Origin of the sequence: Streptomyces sp. ERV7 (genome assembly GCF_001653515.1) — a bacterium.
GTDB lineage: Bacteria > Actinomycetota > Actinomycetes > Streptomycetales > Streptomycetaceae > Streptomyces.
Map to the genome: position 1 here is coordinate 744,357 of NZ_LYOY01000040.1, position 17,774 is coordinate 762,130.

The following is a 17,774-nucleotide window of genomic DNA, read 5'->3' on the forward strand; positions in this document are numbered from 1 at the left end:
GAAGTCCCCTCAGATCCATCTGAAAGTACACAAAAGTGTCATTCGACTGGCGGGCGTGACGCCGGACTGCCGGAGGCCGGGGCGCGCCGGAGAGACGAACGGGACGCACGAAGGGGAGTGGGCGATGTCGTCGGCATTACTGGACGGGCGGGTGGCCCTGGTCACGGGGGCGAGCCGGGGGATCGGTGCCGCCGTCGCCCGCGCGCTGGGTGCGCACGGGGCGGCCGTGGCCGTGAACTATCTGCGCAACGCCGAGGCCGCGGCCGGGGTGGTCGCCGACATCGAGCGGTCCGGCGGGCGGGCCGTGGCGGTGGCGGGGGACATGAGCGACCTGGAGCAGGTACGGGCCGTGGTGGCGGCGAGCACGGCGGCGCTGGGCGCGCCGGACGTCCTGGTCTGCAACGTGATGGTCGGCACCGAAGCCGTCGCCGCCAGGGCGGGGGCGGCCGGGAGCTTCGTCGACACCCCGCAGGGCATCGCCGCTGTCCGGGACGCGGTCGCCTCCCAGCTGGACGTGACGCTCGCCTGCTGCCACGCCGTCGTCCCCGCGATGCGCCGCCACGGCGGCGGCTCGATCGTCCTGATCGGCGCCTCGGCCACGCACAACCCCTACCCCGTGCCCGTCGAGATCACGGCGGCCAAGAGCGCCCAGGACGCGGTCGGCCGGGCGCTGGCGCGGGAGTTGGCCCCCGACAACATCCGCGTGAACACCGTCGCCCCCGGCTTCGTCCCCACCGACGCCAACGCGGGCCCCGGCCAGGCGTCCCTGATCGCCCATGTCGCGGCCGGCACACCGCTGCCCGAGGCGATCGAGGCGCAGGACGTGGCGGACGCGGTCGTGGTGCTGGCCAGCGACCTGTCGAGGAAGGTCACGGGCACGTTCCTGCCCCTGGACGGCGGCCGTACGCTCCTGTGAGGCGGCGGTTAGGGTTCGACATCATGAACGACGATGTGGACGGCATTTCCGCTGGTGGTGAGCTCGCTGACGCGGTGTACGACGGGGTGTGCACGGGCAACGCGGGCCAGGACGCCGCGCTGGACCGGGGGTGGCTGCTCGGCCACTTCAAGGACGCCGGGGACCCGCGGCACAGCGAGGCCGTGGAGATCAAGTGGGGCGTCCACCCCCGTGGGGACGAGCGGGCGCGGTGGGTGACCGGCGAGGAGCGCACGGCCCTGCTCGTCCTGATCAGCGGCCGCTTCCGGGTGGAACTTCCGGGCCGCACCGTGACGTTGGCCGAGCAGGGCGACTACGTCGTGTGGGGCAAGGGGGTGGACCACTCCTGGTACGCGGAGGAGGAGTCCGTCGTCCTGACGGTCCGCTGGCCCTCGGTGCCGGGTTACCGGGTGGACTGACCGCGGTCGGCCGCGTCCCCGCTCCTGGCGCGTACCGCGTCGAGGTACTCGGCCACCGCGTCCCTGTTGCGGGTGAGGCAGTTGATGCGGGCGGTCATCCGGTCGCGCTGGAGCTCAAGGGTGGTGATCATCTCCGGCGTCGCGTCGGAGAGGTGGATGATCCGGGGCTCGTCCAGGCACGGCAGGATCTGCTTGATGATCCTGGTCGGAAGACCGGCGTCGAGCAGCCCTCTGATCTGCATGACCCGGGCCACGTTGACGTCGTCGTACTCGCGATAGCCGTTCGGTGTGCGCTCGGCCGCGATCAGGCCCTGCTCCTCGTAGTAGCGCAGCAGCCGGCGCGGTGTGCCGGTGCGCTCCGACAGCTCTCCGATCCGCATCCCGTCACTCCCGGATCCCGTGGCCCGCCATCCTGCCGCGACCCTCACATGGGTGTCATGGTTCCAGCATACGCCCACGTCACACGGCCTCTCCGGATGGTTGACGAGGGGCGCGGGCAGCGGCGGCTTGACCCTCACGCCATGTGAGGCGCCCTCGACGAGATCGGCACGATCCTTGAGGACGCGCCTCGGCCTCCCGCCCGCCACGCCCGGCGATGTCCGCCGCAGACAGGAGGCCGCGGCCTGGCCGGTGCTGCACGGCTACAGCCCCGCCGTGGTGCCGCAGCCCGGGGACTGGCGAGAAGGCCTTGAAATCGTGGGCAACTGGTGGCCGCACCTCGATCCGGATGATCAACTTCCGTCGCCGGTCCAGGACTTCCTCCAGGTGAGGGCAGGGGCGGTGCTCAACTGCCTCACGTTCAGGGGTGCTTGGCCACCGCCGCGCGCCCGTCCAGGACCGCGAGCGTCCGCTGCGCCCAGCGGATGTTCTCCTCCTCGAACGCGAGGCCCCTCATCAGGGTCAGATAGGGGCCGACGCGTTCGGCGCGGGCCAGATGCTCGTCCTCGGTGCGCCCGTCGAGCAGACGGTCCCGCAGCCGTTCGTAGCGGGCCAGCTTGGCCCTGGCCCACTCCAGCCGTTCCGCGACCGCTCCTCGTACGGCCTCGGCGTCGCCCGCGTCCACGGCCTGCACCTTGACCAGGAGCTCGTCGCGGATCGCGCTGGGGCGGGGAGGCTCGGCGGTGAAGGAGAACAGGGCCGCACGGCCCGCTTCGGTCAGGGAGAACAGCCGCTTGTTGGGTCTGCGTTCCTGGTGGACGAGCCTCGCCTCGACCAGGCCCTCGGACTCCATCCGCTCCAGCTCCCGGTAGAGCTGCTGCGGTGTGGCCATCCAGAAGTTGGCGACGGACGCGTCGAATCCCTTGGCCAGGTCGTACCCGGAAGCCTCGCCCTCCAGGAGCGCGGCGAGAACGGCGTTGCGCAGTGCCATCGCGCCAAGCTATCACTTTCTTCATTAGACAATTAGGTGAGTAGGTGACGCCTTCATGGCGGACACCGCCGCGTCCGAATATCGCCAGCAGCCCGGACCGTGAAGCGTCACGCTCGCCCCATGAACACCAACGACGCCACGCACCCGACCGGCCGCCCGGCGGACCGTGTCGCGGCGGTGGCCTGGGCCGCGCTGGCCGAAGAGCTCGACGAGCACGGCAGCGCGCCCACCGGCCCCCTGCTCACGCCCGACGCGTGCGAGGAGATCGCCGCGCTGTACGACGAGGGCGAGTACTTCCGTACGACGGTCGACATGGCCCGGCACCGCTTCGGCTCCGGCCAGTACCGCTACTTCACCCACGACCTGCCCGAGGTGGTCGCCGAGCTGCGCGCCGCGTTCTATCCGCGGCTGCTGCCCATCGCGCGCGAGTGGGCCGCCAGGCTGGGGCGCCCGGCGCCGTGGCCCGACACGCTGGGGGAGTGGCTGCGGATGTGCCACGACACCGGACAGGCCAAGTCCGCCCAGATCCTGCTGCGTTACGGGCCCGGCGACTGGAACGCCCTGCACCGCGACGTGTTCGGCGACGCCGTCTTCCCGCTCCAGGTCGTCATCGGCCTCAACTCGCCCGGAACCGACTTCACCGGCGGGGAGTTCCTCATGACCGAGCAGCGGCCCCGCGCACAGTCGAGGGGGTCGGCCGCCACCCTGCCGCAGGGCCACGGGCTCGTCTTCACCACGCGGGAGCGCCCGGTGCGCTCGCGGCGCGGCTGGTCGGCGGCGCCCATGCGGCACGGGGTGAGCACGGTCCGCTCCGGGCGGCGGCACACCCTGGGGCTCGTCTTCCACGACGCGCAGTGACGCCGGCGCCGACGAGCCCGGCCGGGCGTCGGGGCGCAGACGGGGGGTGCCAAGACAGGCTCTCAGGGCTTCTGTCGCGCCACCGCGCGCGTGTTGATGGTGAACGTGGCGCCGTCGGGGTCGCGGATCGTCGCCCAGGGGCCGGCGGCGGCCGTGCCCTGGGCGATGACCATGCCGCCGTGGGCGCGGGCGGTGGCCGTCTTGGCGGGCACGTCCGTGGTGACGAAGTGGACTTCCCAGTGCGGCCGGATGGTGGGGTCCGGGGCCGCCTCCAGGGCGCCGGAGCTGAGGCGCGCCACGACGTGGCCGCCGTGCCGCAGGACGACCTCCTCCGCCTCGTACTGGACGTCGCAGCAGCCGGGCTGCTCGGCCGCCCAGTCGAGGACCTCGCCGTAGAAGATCGCCGCCTCGAAGGCGTTGCGGGTGCGCAGCCGCAGCCAGGCCGGCTCGCGGTCGCGCCAGGACTCCCAGTCGTCGACGAGCTTGCCCTGCCAGATGCCGAAGACCGCGCCGTCCCGGTCGGCGGCGAGCGCGCCGCGCCCCGTCTGGAACGCGACCGGACCCACGGCGACCGTGGCGCTGCGCTCGCGGATGCGCGCGGAGGTCTTGTCGGCGTCCTCGACCGCGAAGTACGGCGTCCAGGCCACCGCCACCTGGAGCGCGGGCGCCAGGGCTCCTATCCCGGCGACGGGCTCGCCGCCGTCGAGCGCCACCCGGAACTGCTCGCCGAGCCGCCCGGTGCGGAACGTCCAGCCGAAGACGGCCCCGTAGAACTGGAGCGCGGGTTCGAGCTCGCGCGCCATGAGGCTCACCCAGCACGGCGCCCCGAGCACCGCCGCACTCGACGAGGCCTTGGAATCCGGGACCGTGGTTGTCCTGTCCATCGCTGATGCCGATCGCTCTCGCTTGGCGGCTTCCTGCGTCACCATTTTCCCGCAAAACGGGCACCCCGCACCCAGCCGCTTCAGTGGTGTGCCGTTACGCAGTGTAGTGGCTACGCTGCGTATGGTGCCGCTCACCGTATCGGAGCCGGATCCGACCGTGCCACGAGGGGCCCGGCGGCTGCGGACGCACGCGAGGCGGGCGTCTCGTCCGGCTCTCCCGGCTCGGGCACCCCGGTGTAAGCGGCACCCGCATCACCATCCGCTGTCCGGCGGCCCGCCGCAACCGGCCGGGAGGCCGCGCGGCCCCGCGGGCCCACCTCCAGGTGGAGACGAGGGGCAGCCCACGGGTGGACGCGGCGGCCGGTGAATAGCGACCCAAGGACGACGCGCCCGTCCCGTCCCGCGCCCTACCGTCGACAGCATGATCGGACGCAACCGGACGGCCACGGCCGTCGTGCTCGCTCTTGCTCTCGCGCTGCCCGCCGTCGCCGCGCACACCGCTTCGGCGGCGCCGCGACCGTCGGCGTTATCCCCGGCGGCCCCCGGCGAGCCCCCGCCCCTGCCAGGGCGTCCCCACGACCCAGGCGATCTCCGCCGTACCGTCCTCGACAGTGGCCTGGACCGTACCCACCGGAAGGTGTTCCTCGCGCAGCCGGATGACCCAGTTGAGCCAGTGGACGGCCGGGTCGGGCGAGCCGGCCGCCATCCGCGCGTACCGCGCGCGCAGCGCCTCGACGGTGTCCGGGGCGCCGCCGGTGAACCGGTGCAGCGCGGGGTCGCCGAGCACGTCCGCCATCTCCTCGGCGTGGCCGACCCGCAGGGGCTCCAGGCCGATCCGTGCGCCGGACATCGCCCACGCGCGCGGAAACGCCTTTCCCGCCCCGCCCTCTTCGAACATAGTGACGCCCATGACCTCACTTGTACGTCATACGACGTTCGACTGCACCGACGCCTACACGCTGGCCACCTTCTGGGCGGCGGCCCTCGACGGCAAGATCTCCGACGAGGACTTCCCCGGCGACCCGGAGGCCCTGGTGACCGCCGAGGGCGCCACGCTCCTGTTCGTGACGGTCGCCGACGCCAAGACGGTGAAGAACCGCGTCCACCTCGACCTCCAGCCCCAGGACCGCACCCGCGACGAGGAGGTGGACCGTCTGCTCGCCCTCGGCGCCACCGTGGTCGGCGACCACCGCCTCCCCGACGGCAGGGGCTGGGTGACGCTCGCGGACGTGGAGGGCAACGAGTTCTGCGTCGAGCGGTCGGCCGGGGAACGGGCCGAATAATTCGGTTGTCGCGCCCCGCGCGGCTTCCTAATGTGTGGTGCACACGAGAAGGGAGGTGGTTCGGCAGATGTATGGATACCGGACGCGTGAGGTGACTGCGGGCTAGCGCCTGCCAGTCGCACACTTTGTGTGGTGCCGGCACGACGCCGGCCGCAATTCCCAGCAGTCACCGACCCGCGGGCTCGCCGGTACGTCCGGCCGGCTCCTCTCCGGAGGAACCCGAGCCCGCGGGTTTCTGCATGTCGCGGCTGTACGCCGGATGCCGCAGCCGTACGCCGCCTCACGGCGCCAGGCGTTCCACCCGCCAGAGGTCCGGGCCCGCGGTCGCATAGCGCAGCCGGTCGTGCAGCCGGTTCTCGTGGCCCTGCCAGAACTCCACCGTCTCCGGGACGACCCGGAACCCGCCCCACTCCGGCGGCAGCGGGACCTCGGTGCCCTCGGGATAGCGGGCCGCCAGCTCCTCGTAACGGGTCGTCAGTTCCTCGCGGGAGGCGATCGGGGCCGACTGGGGGCTCGCCCAGGCGCCCAGCCGGGAGCCGTGGGGGCGGGTGCGGAAGTACGCCTCGGTCTCCTCCCGCGGGACGCGCGCGGCCGTGCCCGTCACGATGACCTGGCGGGAGATCTGGTGCCAGGGGAAGAGCACCGAGACCTGCGGGTTCGCCGCGAGTTCGCGGGCCTTGCGGGAGGCGTAGTTCGTGTAGAAGACGAAGCCCCGGTCGTCGTAGGCCTTCAGCAGGACCGTGCGCGTCGACGGGCGGCCGTCGGGGGTCGCGGTGGCGACGACCATGGCGTTCGGCTCGTGCAGACCGCCGGTGACGGCGTCCTTGAACCAGCGCGCGAACTGGGCCATGGGGGTGGCGGCGAGGTCCGCCTCGTCCAGGAGCGTGGTGCGGTACTGGCGCCGCATGGCGGCCGGGTCGTGATCGGTCACGGCGTCATCCTGCCGCAGTGGGGCACGGGCGCGCCCGGCCCACCGCCCCGGATGGCACGGCGTGTCAGTTTTCCCGGCACGGAGGGTCGCCAACCCTCCGCGCGGCAAATGGGGCAGTGTGCCGGATGTCACGCTTCCCCGCACCCGTCGAACCCGCCAAACTCTCCGCTGGGCCACTGTGGCCTCCCTACGACCCGGTGGGTGACTTTCCACCGCACGGGGCATCACGGGGGAAGGGACGCCCCCTGTCCCACCCATTCCCGCAGCTGTCGCACGCATCACGAGGAGCCGCCTGATGTCCGACTTCGTACCCGGACTTGAAGGAGTCGTCGCGTTCGAGACGGAGATCGCCGAACCCGACAAGGAAGGCGGTGCTCTTCGGTACCGAGGCGTCGACATCGAGGATCTCGTCGGCCATGTGTCGTTCGGGAACGTCTGGGGGCTGCTCGTCGACGGCGCCTTCAACCCCGGCCTGCCGCCCGCCGAGCCGTTCCCCATCCCCGTGCACTCCGGGGACATCCGCGTCGACGTGCAGTCCGCGCTCGCGATGCTCGCGCCGGTCTGGGGCCTGAAGCCGCTGCTCGACATCGACGAGCGGACCGCCCGCGACGACCTGGCGCGCGCCGCCGTCATGGCCCTGTCCTACGTCGCCCAGTCGGCGCGCGGCCAGGGGCTGCCGATGGTGCCGCAGCGCGAGATCGACAAGGCCGAGTCGGTCGTCGAGCGGTTCATGATCCGCTGGCGCGGCGAGCCGGACCCGAGGCACGTCAAGGCCGTCGACGCGTACTGGACGTCGGCCGCCGAGCACGGCATGAACGCCTCGACGTTCACCGCCCGCGTCATCGCCTCCACCGGCGCCGACGTCGCCGCCGCGCTCTCCGGTGCGGTGGGCGCGATGTCCGGCCCGCTGCACGGCGGCGCCCCCTCCCGCGTCCTCGGCATGATCGAGGAGATCGAGCGGACCGGCGACGCCACGGCGTACGTGAAGAAGGCCCTCGACAAGGGCGAGCGCCTGATGGGTTTCGGCCACCGCGTCTACCGCGCCGAGGACCCCCGCGCCCGGGTGCTGCGCCGCACCGCCAAGGAGCTGGCCGCGCCCCGCTTCGAGGTCGCCGAGGCGCTGGAGAAGGCCGCCCTGGAGGAGCTGCACGCACGGCGCCCCGACCGGGTCCTCGCCACGAACGTCGAGTTCTGGGCGGCGATCATGCTGGACTTCGCGGAGGTCCCGGCGCACATGTTCACGTCGATGTTCACCTGTGCCCGTACGGCGGGCTGGTCGGCGCACATCCTGGAGCAGAAGCGGACGGGCCGGCTGGTGCGGCCCTCGGCCCGCTACATCGGTCCGGGCCCGCGTGACCCGCGCGAGGTGGAGGGGTACGGGGACATCCGGGCCTGAGCCCGCTCCCCGTGAGTCCGTAGGTGTGGCGCCGCCCCGGGGACGGGGGCGGCGCCACACGTGTGTGGGCCTCCGGCCGGGACCCCCCTTGATCAACTCTTGGCTTGATTCGATAGGGTTTTCGTGTACCGACCCCCCACAACGGGCCTTTCCGGTCCGGGATTTGGAGTGCCCCCATGCGTCGCACCGTCACCGCGGTCCTGTCCGCCGCGCTGCTCGCCGGCGGCCTGGCCGTGACCGTCGCGCCCGCCGCGCAGGCCGGCGTGATCATCTGCAAGCCGGCCGAGCTGCGCCAGCAGGCCGCCCAGCTCGACCGGAAGGCCGAGGAGCTGAAGCACCTGGGCGAGCGCGAGGCCGCCGCGAAGGCGCACCAGCAGGCCAACGCGCTGCGCAACAAGGCCAAGGCGTGCGAGGACGCGGACGGCCGCGCCTCGTAATCCGGCGAGACGGGCCGGGGCGATCGTCAGCGCGCCCCGGCCCGTCTTCCGTTCGTCCGCGGACCGCGGTCCGCCGCGCCCACCCGTTCCGCCCCGCGGAACGCCTGCCCACAACGGGGATTCACCCCAGTGCCCCGTCCACCAGTTCCGCCCACTGCGCCACCACCCGGCGTCTGCGTGGGCCGTCGTCCGTGAGGACGTTGGCGAGGCCCAGGCCCCGGGCCATGTCGAGCAGGCCCTGGACCGTCTCCCGCACCCCGGGCACCGACTCGTCCGCGCCGAGCAGCGCCACCGCGATGCGGTGCGACTCGCGGCCCACCCGGGCCTCCAGCTCCCTTACCCGCGCGTGCAGTTGGGGTTCGTCGGCGGCGGCCACCCACAGGTGCAGGGCGGCCCGGAACAGCGGGCCCGTGTAGAGGTCGACGAGGCTGGCGACCACGGTGTGGCGGTCGGTGGGGCCCAGGGCGCGCAGAGCCGTCGAGCGCTCCTCGGCCACGTACTCCACGGCCGCCGTGAACAGGTCCTCCCGGGTGGGGAAGTGGTGCTGGGCCGCGCCGCGCGAGACCCCGGCCCGCTCCGCGACGACCGACACCGTCGAGCCCGCCCAGCCGTGTTCGGCGAGGCAGGCCACCGCTGCCTCCAGGAGGCGCTGCCGGGTCGCCCGACTGCGGTCCTGCTTGGGGCTCTTGGCCGCAGAAGTCACCACACCCATACGGGATCCCGTCTTTCCAGGAACGCGGCCACGCCCTCCTTCGCCTCGTCCGAGGCGAACAGGGCTGCCGAACGCGCGCTCAGGTCTTCCGTCCAGCGGTCGAACGTCTCCACCACGGTAGCCGTGACCAGCGCCTTCGACGCGGCCAGCCCCTGCGGGGAGGCCCGGCGCAGCCCGTCGAGGACGGGGGCGAGGGCCGCGTCCACGTCGTCGGCCGCCTCGGAGAGCAGCCCCGCCCGGGCCGCCTCGGCCGGACCGAACCGCTCGCCGGTCAGGAAGTAGCGCGCCGCCGCCCTCGGCTCCATGCGCGGCAGCAGCGGCATGGAGATCACGGCGGGGGCGAGCCCGAGCCGGGACTCGGTGAAGGCATAGGTGGAGTCCGCCCCCGCGACCGCGATGTCGCAGGCCCCGAGCAGCCCGAGCCCGCCGGCCCGGACGTGTCCGGTCACCCGGGCCACCACCGGCTTGGGCAGCTCGACCACGGCCCTCATCAGGGACACGAAGGCGGCCGGGTCCGCCGGGGACTTGAGGTCGGCGCCCGCGCAGAACGTCCCCCCGCTGTGGGTCAGCAGGACGGCCCGGACGCCCGTGTCCCCGGCGCACTCCGCCAGGGCCTCGCCCAGCTCGCCGACCAGGCCCGCCGACAGGGCGTTGCGGTTGGCGGGCGAGTCCAGCACGAGCGTGCGGATCCCCCGGTCCTGTGACTGCCGTACGTAGGTCATGCGCTGCCCTTCTGACGTTCCCTCAGTTCCCGCCGCAGGATCTTCCCGGTGGCCGCGCGCGGCACCCCGGCGACGAACTCCACCCGGCGGATCTTCTTGTACGGGGCGACGCGTTCGGCCACGTACGCCATGACGTCCTCGGCGGTGAGGTCCGGGGCGCCGGGTGCCCGTACGACATAGGCGCACGGCACCTCGGTGCCGTCCTCGTCGTACACCCCGACCACCGCCGCGTCCGCGACGGCGTCATGGGTGAGCAGCAGCGCCTCCAGTTCGGCGGGGGCGACCTGGAAGCCCTTGTACTTGATGAGCTCCTTGACGCGGTCGACGACGAACAGCCAGCCGTCGGCGTCTACGTGGCCGACGTCGCCGGTGTGCACCCAGCCCTCGGCGTCGATCATCTCGGCGGTGGCCTCGGGGCGGCCGAGGTAGCCCTTCATGACCTGCGGGCCCCGGATGGCGATCTCGCCCCGCTCGCCGGGGGCGGCGTCGCGGCCGGGGTCGTCGAGGCAGAGCAGCCGCATCTCGGTGCCGGGCAGGAGTGTGCCGACGGTGCCGGGCGGCGGGTTCTGTGCCGACAGGGGGACGGCGTGGGTGCCGGGCGAGAGCTCGGTCATGCCGTACGCCTGGCGCACCGGCGGGACCTTGAGGCGGGCCGAGCAGGCGGCGGCGAGCCCGGCGTCCAGCGGGGCGGCGGCGCTGACGACGTACTCCACGGAGGAGAGGTCGTACTGGGCGACCGCCGGGTGCTTGGCGAGGGCGAGCACGATCGGCGGGGCCACGTACAGGCCGGTGATGCGGTGGCGCTCGATGGTGGCGAGGAACTGGCCGAGGTCGAAGCGGGGCAGCACCACCACGGTGGCGCCGTGCCGCAGCGGGGCGTTGAGCAGCGCAGTGAGCCCGTAGATGTGGAAGAAGGGCAGCACCGCGAGGATGCGGTCGCCGGGCTTCATGGGGACCAGCGGGGCGAGCTGGGCGAGGTTGGTGGCGATCGAGCGGTGGGTGAGCATCACGCCCTTGGGGACGCCGGTGGTGCCCGAGGAGTACGGCAGCGCGGCCACGTCCTCGCCGGGGTCGAACTCCACGGCGGGCTCGGGCGCCGTGGAGGCGAACATGTCGAGGACCGAGCGGTGGCCGTCGGCCCGGTCGCAGACGAAGATCTCCGCTATGCAGCCGCTGAGTTCGGCCGCCCGCCGGGCCGTCTCCAGAAGTGGCGCGATCGTGACGATGAACCGAGCCGAGGAGTCCGCGATCTGCTTGGCGAACTCCTCGGCCGTGGCGAGCGGATGGACGGTGGTCACCGACGCCCCGGCGCGCGTCGCCCCGTAGAACACGGCGGGGAAGAGCACCGAGTTGGGGCTGTGCAGGGCGAGGACGTCGCCCTTGCGCAGCCCGGCCTCGGCGAGGGCCGCGGCGACCCGGCGGTGCCACAGGTCGAGCAGGGCGTACGAGACGGAGGTGGCGCCCGTCGGGTCCGAGCCGTCGATCAGGGCGGTGGCGGCGCCGTAGCGGGGCGCCGAGTGCCCCAGGACCGCCTGGTGGATGGGTTCGTCGACGACGGGGACTGCCGGGTACTCGCTGTGGAAGACCATGGGGGCACGTCCTAGTACGGCTAGTAGGACTTGGGAAGACCCAGCGTCTGATGCGAGACATAGTTGAGGATCATCTCGCGGCTGACCGGCGCGATCCTGGCCACGCGCGCCGCCGTGACGAGCGCCGCGAGCCCGTACTCGCGGGTCAGGCCGTTGCCGCCGAGGGTGTGCACGGCCTGGTCGACGGCCTTGACACAGGCCTCGGCCGCCGCGTACTTGGCCATGTTGGCGGCCTCCCCCGCGCCCATGTCGTCGCCCGCGTCGTAGAGCGCGGCCGCCTTCTGCATCATCAGCCGGGCCAGCTCCAGCTCGATGTGCGCCTGGGCGAGCGGATGGGCGATGGCCTGGTGGGCGCCTATGGGCGTCTTCCACACCTGCCGCTCGCTCGCGTACGTGATCGCCCGCGCCAGCGCGTAGCGGCCCATGCCGATCGCGAAGGCGGCCGTCATGATCCGTTCGGGGTTGAGCCCGGCGAAGAGCTGGAGCAGCCCGGCGTCCTCGTCGCCGACGAGCGACTCGGCGGGCAGCCGCACCTCGTCGAGGACCAGCTCGAACTGCTTCTCCTGGGCCTGGAGTTCCATGTCGATCCGCGTGCGCCCGAAGCCCGGGGTGTCGCGCGGGACGATGAACAGGCACGGCTTCAGACTTCCCGTCCGGGCGTCCTCGGTGCGGCCGACGATCAAGGTGGCGTCCGCGATGTCCACGCCGGAGATGAAGACCTTGCGTCCGGTGAGGATCCAGCCGCCGGTCTCCTCGTCGCGCCGGGCGGTGGTGGTGATGCGGTGCGAGTTGGAGCCGGCGTCGGGCTCGGTGATGCCGAACGCCATGGTCCGCGAGCCGTCCGCGAGCCCCGGCAGCCAGGCGCGCTTCTGCTCCTCGGTGCCGAACCGGGCGATGACCGTGCCGCAGATCGCGGGCGAGACCACCATCATGAGCAGCGGACACCCGGCGGCGCCCAACTCCTCAAGGACGATGGAGAGTTCGGCCATGCCGCCGCCTCCGCCGCCGTACTCCTCGGGCAGGTTCACCCCGAGGTAGCCGAGCTTGGCGGCGTCGGCCCACAGCGCCTCCCGGTCGTGCCCGCGGCCGTGCCGCTGCCCCAGGGCCGCCACCGCGGCCCGCAGGTCCTTGAGTTCCTGGCTCTCCATGGCGCTGCTTCGTGGTGCGGTCATGACGGCTGGTCCTCCTGTGCTTCGGGTGCGTCCTGGACGACGGCGAGCAGGGCGCCGACCTCGACCTGGCGGCCGGGGGCGGCGTGGAGCGCGGTGAGGGTGCCGGAGGATCCAGGTCAGCCCGGCGTCGACGACCGCCTGCGCGAAACCGGCGCTCTCGGAGAGGAACCCGTACCCGGGGTGCACGGCGTCCGCACCGGCGGCGAGGGCCGCCTTCACGATCAGGTCGCCGCGCAGATACGTCTCGGCGGGCGCGGCCCCCGGCAGCCGCACGGCCGCGTCGGCCTCCTGGACGTACGGCAGCGACGCGTCCGGGTCGGAGTACACGGCGACCGTGGAGATCCCCAGGTCACGGCAGGTGCGAAAGACCCGGGAGGCTATCTCGGCCCGGTTGGCGACAAGAACGGACTGGATCATCAGCGCCTCACATCCTGAAGATGCCGAAGCCGCCGCGCGCGCCTTCGACCGGGGCCGTGTGGACGGCGGACAGACAGATGCCGAGGACGGTGCGGGTGTCGCGGGGGTCGATGACCCCGTCGTCGTACAGCCGCCCGGACAGGAACGTCGGCAGGGACTCGGCCTCGATCTGCTGCTCGACCATGGCGCGCAGCCCGGCGTCCGCCTCGTCGTCGTAGGGCTGCCCCTTGGCCTGCGCGGAGGCGCGGGCGACGATCGACAGCACGCCCGCGAGCTGCTGCGGCCCCATGACGGCGGACTTGGCGCCGGGCCAGGCGAAGAGGAAGCGGGGGTCGTAGGCGCGCCCGCACATGCCGTAGTGCCCGGCGCCGTAGGAGGCGCCCATGAGCACCGACAGATGCGGCACCTTCGAGTTGCTGACCGCGTTGATCATCATGGCGCCGTGCTTGATGATCCCGCCCTGCTCGTACTCCTTGCCGACCATGTAGCCGGTGGTGTTGTGGAGGAAGAGCAGCGGGATGTCGCGCTGGTTGGCTAGCTGGATGAACTGGGCGGCCTTCTGCGACTCGGCGGAGAACAGCACGCCCTGGGCGTTGGCGAGGATGCCGACGGGATAGCCGTGCAGCCGGGCCCAGCCGGTGACCAGGCTCGGCCCGTAGAGCGGCTTGAACTCGTCGAAGTCGGAGCCGTCGACGAGCCGGGCGATCACCTCGCGCGGGTCGAAGGGCGTCTTGAGGTCCCCGGGCACGATCCCGAGCAGCTCGTCCTCGGCGTACTTGGGCGGCTCGTGGACAGGGCCCGGGTCCGGGTGCGCCTTGCGGTGGTTGAGGCGGGCGACGATGCGCCGGGCCTGGCGCAGGGCGTCCTGCTCGTCCACCGCGTAGTGGTCGGCGAGGCCGGAGGTGCGGGCGTGCATCTCGGCGCCGCCGAGCGACTCGTCGTCGCTCTCCTCGCCGGTGGCCATCTTGACCAGCGGCGGCCCGCCGAGGAAGACCTTCGACCGCTCCTTGATCATGACGGTGTGGTCGGACATCCCGGGTACGTACGCGCCACCGGCGGTCGAGTTGCCGAACACCACCGCGATGGTCGGGATCCCGGCGGCGGAGAGCCGGGTGATGTCGCGGAAGAGCGCCCCGCCCGGGATGAAGATCTCCTTCTGGGAGGGCAGATCGGCGCCGCCGGACTCGACGAGGCTGATGCAGGGCAGCCGGTTGGCGTACGCGATCTCATTGGCCCGCAGCGCCTTCTTCAGCGTCCACGGGTTGGAGGCCCCGCCGCGCACGGTCGGGTCGTTGGCGGTGATCAGGCACTCCACCCCCTCGACGACCCCGATCCCGGTGACCATCGAGGCGCCGACGGGGTACGCGCTCCCCCAGGCGGCCAGCGGCGACAGCTCCAGGAACGGGGTGTCCGGGTCGACGAGCAGCTCGATGCGCTCGCGGGCGAGCAGCTTGCCGCGCCGGTGGTGGCGTTCGGTGTACTTGGCGCCGCCGCCCGCGAGCGCCTTGGCGTGCTCGGCGTCGAGCTCGGCCAGCTTGGCGAGCATGGCGTCGCGGTGGGCGGCGTACTCGGCCCCTGCGGTGTCGAGCGCGGTGGGCAGGAGGGTCACAGCAGTACCTCCGGGATCACAGCAGAGCCTCCGGTATGTCCAGATGGCGCGAGCGCAGCCACTCGCCGAGCGCCTTGGCCTGGGGGTCGAAACGGGCCTGCGAGGCGACGCCCTCGCCGAGGAGGCCGTGGACGGTGAAGTTGAGGGCGCGAAGACGGGGGAAGACGTGCCGCTCGACGTCCAACCCGGCGCACTCCGGGAGCAGTTCGCGCACCCGGTCCGTGGTGAGGGTGTGGGCGAGCCAGGCCCAGGCGGCGTCCGAGCGCGCCCAGACGCCGACGTTCGCGTCACCGCCCTTGTCACCGCTGCGGGCGCCGACGACGAGGCCGAGGGGGACGCGTCGGGTGGGACCGGCCGGCAGCGGGTCGGGCAGCGGGGGCGGGGGAACGGCCTCAAGGACCCGCGTCCGTACGGGATGGGCCAGCACCTGCCGTACACCGTCGGGCAGCACGGCGGTGTGCACGACCTCGGCCGCCGGGATGTGGTGGGCCTCGAACACCCCGTACGGCGTGCCCTTGGCGGGCGGGGCCGTGACGTGGAAGCCCGGATAGCTGCCGAGGGCGAGCTCGATGGCGGCGGCGCTGACGGTACGGCCGACGGCGTCCGGGTCGGGGTCGCGGACGACGAGCCGCAGGAGGGCGCTGGCGGTCTCTTCGGTGCCGGCGTCCGCCCGATCGGTGCGCGCGAGCTCCCACTTCACGTGCCGGGGCCGGGACTTGGCACGCCCGAAAGCCTCCTCCACCTGCGCACGGACGAGGGCGGCCTTGGCCTCGACATCGAGCCCGGTGAGCACGAAGACGACCTCGTTGCGCCAGCCGCCGATGCGGGTGCGGCCGGCCTTGAGGGTGGGAGGCGGGGCCTCCCCGCGCACCCCGCTGATCCGCACCCGGTCCGGGCCTTCCCGCTCCAGCCGTACGGTGTCGAGGCGGGCGGTGACGTCGGGCCCGGCGTACCGGGCGCCGCCGGTCTCGTACAGGAGCTGCGCGGTGACGGTCCCGATGTCGACGACGCCACCCGTACCGGGATGTTTGCCGATGACACTGCTGCCGTCGGCGTGGATCTCGGCGAGGGGGAAGCCGGGGCGGCGCAGGTCGTGGTCGCCGAAGAAGGAGTAGTTGCCGCCGGTCGCCTGGGTCCCGCACTCCAGGACGTGCCCGGCGACGACGGCTCCGGCGAGGGCGTCGTACTCCTCGGGCCCCCACCCGTGCCACCAGGCGGCCGGGCCGGTGACCAGGGCCGCGTCCGTCACCCGCCCGGTGACGACGACATCGGCCCCGGCTTCGAGGCAGGCGGTGATGCCGGTGCCGCCGAGGTAGGCGTTGGCGGTGAGGGCGCCGGGCGGAAGGGGCAGGCCGTCGCCTTCGACGTACGCGACTCGGCTCGGTACACCGACGCGGGCGGCCAGCTCCCGGATGGCGTCCGCGAGCCCGGCGGGGTTGAGCCCGCCCGCGTTGGCGACGATCCGCACCCCACCTTCATGGGCGATCGCCAGACACTCCTCCAGCTGCCGCAGGAAGGTCTTGGCATAGCCGAGGCGGGCGTCCTTGAGCCGGTCGCGGCCCAGGATGAGCATGGTGAGCTCGGCTAGGTAGTCCCCGGTGAGCACGTCGAGCGGGCCGCCGGTGAGCATCTCGCGCAGGGCGTCGAAGCGGTCGCCGTAGAAGCCGGAGGCGTTGCCGATGCGCAGGGGCCGGCGCATCAGGCCCCCTTGGGCGCGCGTCCGGGACCGGCGGGCCCGGCGAAGGCCTGGGCGATGTCGAGCCAGCGGTCGGCGTCGGCTCCTTCGGCGCGTACGGCGGTGTCGGAGCGGTGGACGCGCTGGGTGACGAGGAGGCAGAAGTCGAGGGCGGGGCCGGTGACGCGCTGGGGGGCGGTGTCGGGGCCGTACGCCCAGGTCCGCCGGCCATCGGGGCTCGTCAGCTCGACCCGGAACTCCTCTGCGGGCGCGGCGAGTCCGCGCACGGCGAAGGCGAAGTCCCGGGCTCGGATGCCGATCCGGGCGACATGGCGCAGCCGGTCGGTGGGCTGCCGGGTGCGGCCGAGGGCGTCCCACACGTCCTGGCCGTGCGCCCAGGTCTCCATGAGCCGGCCGGTGGCCATGGAGGCGGTGGACATGGGCGGGCCGTACCACGGGAAGCGGGCGCCGGGCGGGGCGGTGCGCAGGGCGTGCTGGAGCCGGGCGCGGCCGTCCCGCCAGCGCCGCAGCAGCTCGTCGGCCGGGAGCCGGGCCCCCGCCTCCGCACCCTCGTCCACGAACGTGTCCGGGGCGGCGGCGGCCTTCTCGACCTCGGCGGCGAAGGCGTCGGGGTCGGTCACGGCGAGCAGGGCGGCGCGGTCGGTCCAGGCGAGATGAGCGATCTGGTGGCCGACGCTCCACCGGCGACGGCGGCGAGCGCGCCGACGGCGGCGACGAACATCATGGTGCCGCGCCAGTCGGTGATTCCGCTGATGGCGGTGCCGATGGGGGAGCCGAGGGCGGTGGCGGCGCTGAGCCCGCCGAAGAGGATCGACAGGGCGGTGGCCCGCTTCTCGGGCCCGGCCAGGGCGACGACGGCGCCTGCGGCGGTGGGGGTGAACATGGCGCCGCCGAGCGCCGCGACGACGCGGAAGGCCATGGCTGCTTCGAAGGTGGGGGCGAGCCCGGTGCCGACGTTGCCGACGACGAAGACGGCGAGCCCGCCGATGAGCAGCAGCTTGCGGGAGGCGCGCCCGGCGACCGAGGCCACGAGCGGCGACAGGATCGCGTAGGCGAGGGCGTAGGCGGTGATGAGTTCGGCGCTGGTGGGAACGCCGACGTTCAGGTCCTCGGCGACGCTCGGCAGGATGCCGGCGACCACGAAGCTGTCGGTGCCGATGGCGAACATGCCGATGGCGAGCGCGATGAAACGGAGGTTGAGGCGCTTGTGCTTGTCGGTTGGTGTCATGGGTTGTTCCTAGGTAGGTGCCCTCACCGCGAGCGTTCGCTCTAACGGAGAAGAGTGCTATTTGCCGTTGTAAGCCAGCGTGACCGTACGCGGAGTCACGGCAAATCTCAACTGATAC

17 protein-coding genes and 3 pseudogenes are annotated in these 17,774 nt (G+C 72.9%); 6 read left to right on the plus strand and 14 right to left on the minus strand.

All coding sequences use genetic code 11. The features are described from left to right. The first annotated feature begins 124 nt into the window (after positions 1-124). Both A8W25_RS17920 and A8W25_RS17925 read left to right on the plus strand, forming a co-directional pair. Positions 125-916: an SDR family NAD(P)-dependent oxidoreductase gene (locus tag A8W25_RS17920; protein ID WP_067162682.1), complete on the plus strand. Its 792-nt coding sequence runs from the start codon at positions 125-127 to the stop codon at positions 914-916. A gap of 23 nt (positions 917-939) precedes the next feature. After that, complete coding sequence (locus A8W25_RS17925) at positions 940-1,353, plus strand: signal peptidase I (RefSeq protein WP_234386489.1); 414 nt, start codon at positions 940-942, stop codon at positions 1,351-1,353. Here A8W25_RS17925 and A8W25_RS17930 read toward each other — a convergent pair. Further along, positions 1,338-1,733 carry a MerR family transcriptional regulator gene (locus A8W25_RS17930; protein ID WP_067162684.1) on the minus strand — a complete coding sequence of 132 codons (396 nt, stop codon included), beginning with the start codon at positions 1,731-1,733 and terminating at the stop codon, positions 1,338-1,340. The genes A8W25_RS17925 and A8W25_RS17930 overlap by 16 nt on opposite strands. Before the next feature lie 419 nt (positions 1,734-2,152). Next, positions 2,153-2,722, minus strand: a complete 570-nt coding sequence (locus A8W25_RS17935) for a PadR family transcriptional regulator (protein ID WP_067162686.1) — start codon at positions 2,720-2,722, stop codon at positions 2,153-2,155. A gap of 120 nt (positions 2,723-2,842) precedes the next feature. Here A8W25_RS17935 and A8W25_RS17940 point away from each other — a divergent pair, with 120 nt between their 5' ends. Next, on the plus strand, positions 2,843-3,580 hold the full coding sequence (locus A8W25_RS17940; protein ID WP_067162688.1) for a 2OG-Fe(II) oxygenase: 738 nt from the start codon (positions 2,843-2,845) through the stop codon (positions 3,578-3,580). A gap of 62 nt (positions 3,581-3,642) precedes the next feature. On the opposite strand, the gene A8W25_RS17945 is transcribed toward A8W25_RS17940, so the two are convergent. Both A8W25_RS17945 and A8W25_RS17950 read right to left on the minus strand, forming a co-directional pair. Further along, positions 3,643-4,464, minus strand: a complete 822-nt coding sequence (locus A8W25_RS17945; protein WP_067162690.1) for a VOC family protein — start codon at positions 4,462-4,464, stop codon at positions 3,643-3,645. Between the two features lie 544 nt (positions 4,465-5,008). Next, positions 5,009-5,314 (minus strand): annotated as a pseudogene (locus tag A8W25_RS17950) (GNAT family N-acetyltransferase); the annotation flags it as partial. Positions 5,315-5,372: 58 nt separating this feature from the next. Between A8W25_RS17950 and A8W25_RS17955 the strand changes: the two are divergent. Next, positions 5,373-5,747 (plus strand): VOC family protein, encoded by a 375-nt coding sequence (locus A8W25_RS17955; protein ID WP_067164185.1) that lies wholly within the window; start codon positions 5,373-5,375, stop codon positions 5,745-5,747. Positions 5,748-6,027: 280 nt separating this feature from the next. Here the strand turns inward: A8W25_RS17955 and pdxH are convergent, their stop codons facing one another. Next, positions 6,028-6,654, minus strand: coding sequence for a pyridoxamine 5'-phosphate oxidase (gene pdxH, locus A8W25_RS17960; RefSeq protein ID WP_199831795.1), 627 nt, complete (start codon positions 6,652-6,654; stop codon positions 6,028-6,030). Positions 6,655-6,973: 319 nt separating this feature from the next. On the opposite strand from pdxH, the gene A8W25_RS17965 reads away from it, so the two are divergent. Together A8W25_RS17965 and A8W25_RS17970 are read left to right on the plus strand one after the other, a co-directional pair. Then, a complete protein-coding gene (locus tag A8W25_RS17965; RefSeq protein WP_067162695.1) occupies positions 6,974-8,074 on the plus strand; it encodes a citrate synthase 2 in 1,101 nt (366 codons plus the stop codon). 176 nt (positions 8,075-8,250) lie between these two features. Then, positions 8,251-8,511, plus strand: a complete 261-nt coding sequence (locus A8W25_RS17970) for a hypothetical protein (RefSeq protein WP_067162700.1) — start codon at positions 8,251-8,253, stop codon at positions 8,509-8,511. Between the two features lie 121 nt (positions 8,512-8,632). On the opposite strand, the gene A8W25_RS17975 is transcribed toward A8W25_RS17970, so the two are convergent. From A8W25_RS17975 to A8W25_RS34990, 9 genes and pseudogenes are all read right to left on the minus strand, one after another. Continuing rightward, positions 8,633-9,223 carry a TetR/AcrR family transcriptional regulator gene (locus A8W25_RS17975; protein ID WP_067162702.1) on the minus strand — a complete coding sequence of 197 codons (591 nt, stop codon included), beginning with the start codon at positions 9,221-9,223 and terminating at the stop codon, positions 8,633-8,635. Beyond that, the gene (locus A8W25_RS17980; protein WP_067162704.1) at positions 9,211-9,945 is read right to left on the minus strand and encodes an enoyl-CoA hydratase family protein; all 735 of its coding nucleotides are present in this window, start codon (positions 9,943-9,945) and stop codon (positions 9,211-9,213) included. Before A8W25_RS17980 ends, A8W25_RS17975 begins: the two co-directional genes overlap by 13 nt. Next, positions 9,942-11,534: an AMP-binding protein gene (locus A8W25_RS17985; RefSeq protein ID WP_067162706.1), complete on the minus strand. Its 1,593-nt coding sequence runs from the start codon at positions 11,532-11,534 to the stop codon at positions 9,942-9,944. The genes A8W25_RS17980 and A8W25_RS17985 overlap by 4 nt, the downstream gene beginning before the upstream one ends. A gap of 20 nt (positions 11,535-11,554) precedes the next feature. Further along, positions 11,555-12,706, minus strand: coding sequence for an acyl-CoA dehydrogenase family protein (locus A8W25_RS17990; protein WP_324616274.1), 1,152 nt, complete (start codon positions 12,704-12,706; stop codon positions 11,555-11,557). Positions 12,707-12,814: 108 nt separating this feature from the next. Beyond that, positions 12,815-13,123 (minus strand): annotated as a pseudogene (locus A8W25_RS35585) (biotin carboxylase N-terminal domain-containing protein); the annotation flags it as partial. 7 nt (positions 13,124-13,130) lie between these two features. Further along, a complete protein-coding gene (locus A8W25_RS17995; protein ID WP_067162708.1) occupies positions 13,131-14,732 on the minus strand; it encodes an acyl-CoA carboxylase subunit beta in 1,602 nt (533 codons plus the stop codon). A 16-nt stretch (positions 14,733-14,748) separates the two neighbouring features. After that, a complete protein-coding gene (locus tag A8W25_RS18000) occupies positions 14,749-16,431 on the minus strand; it encodes an acyclic terpene utilization AtuA family protein (RefSeq protein WP_067162710.1) in 1,683 nt (560 codons plus the stop codon). Next, positions 16,431-17,108, minus strand: a pseudogene (locus A8W25_RS18005) (TIGR03084 family metal-binding protein); the annotation flags it as partial. The gene A8W25_RS18000 and the pseudogene A8W25_RS18005, both read right to left, overlap by 1 nt. Then, positions 17,045-17,656, minus strand: coding sequence for an MFS transporter (locus A8W25_RS34990; RefSeq protein WP_079126156.1), 612 nt, complete (start codon positions 17,654-17,656; stop codon positions 17,045-17,047). The pseudogene A8W25_RS18005 and the gene A8W25_RS34990, both read right to left, overlap by 64 nt. Positions 17,657-17,774 lie beyond the last annotated feature (118 nt).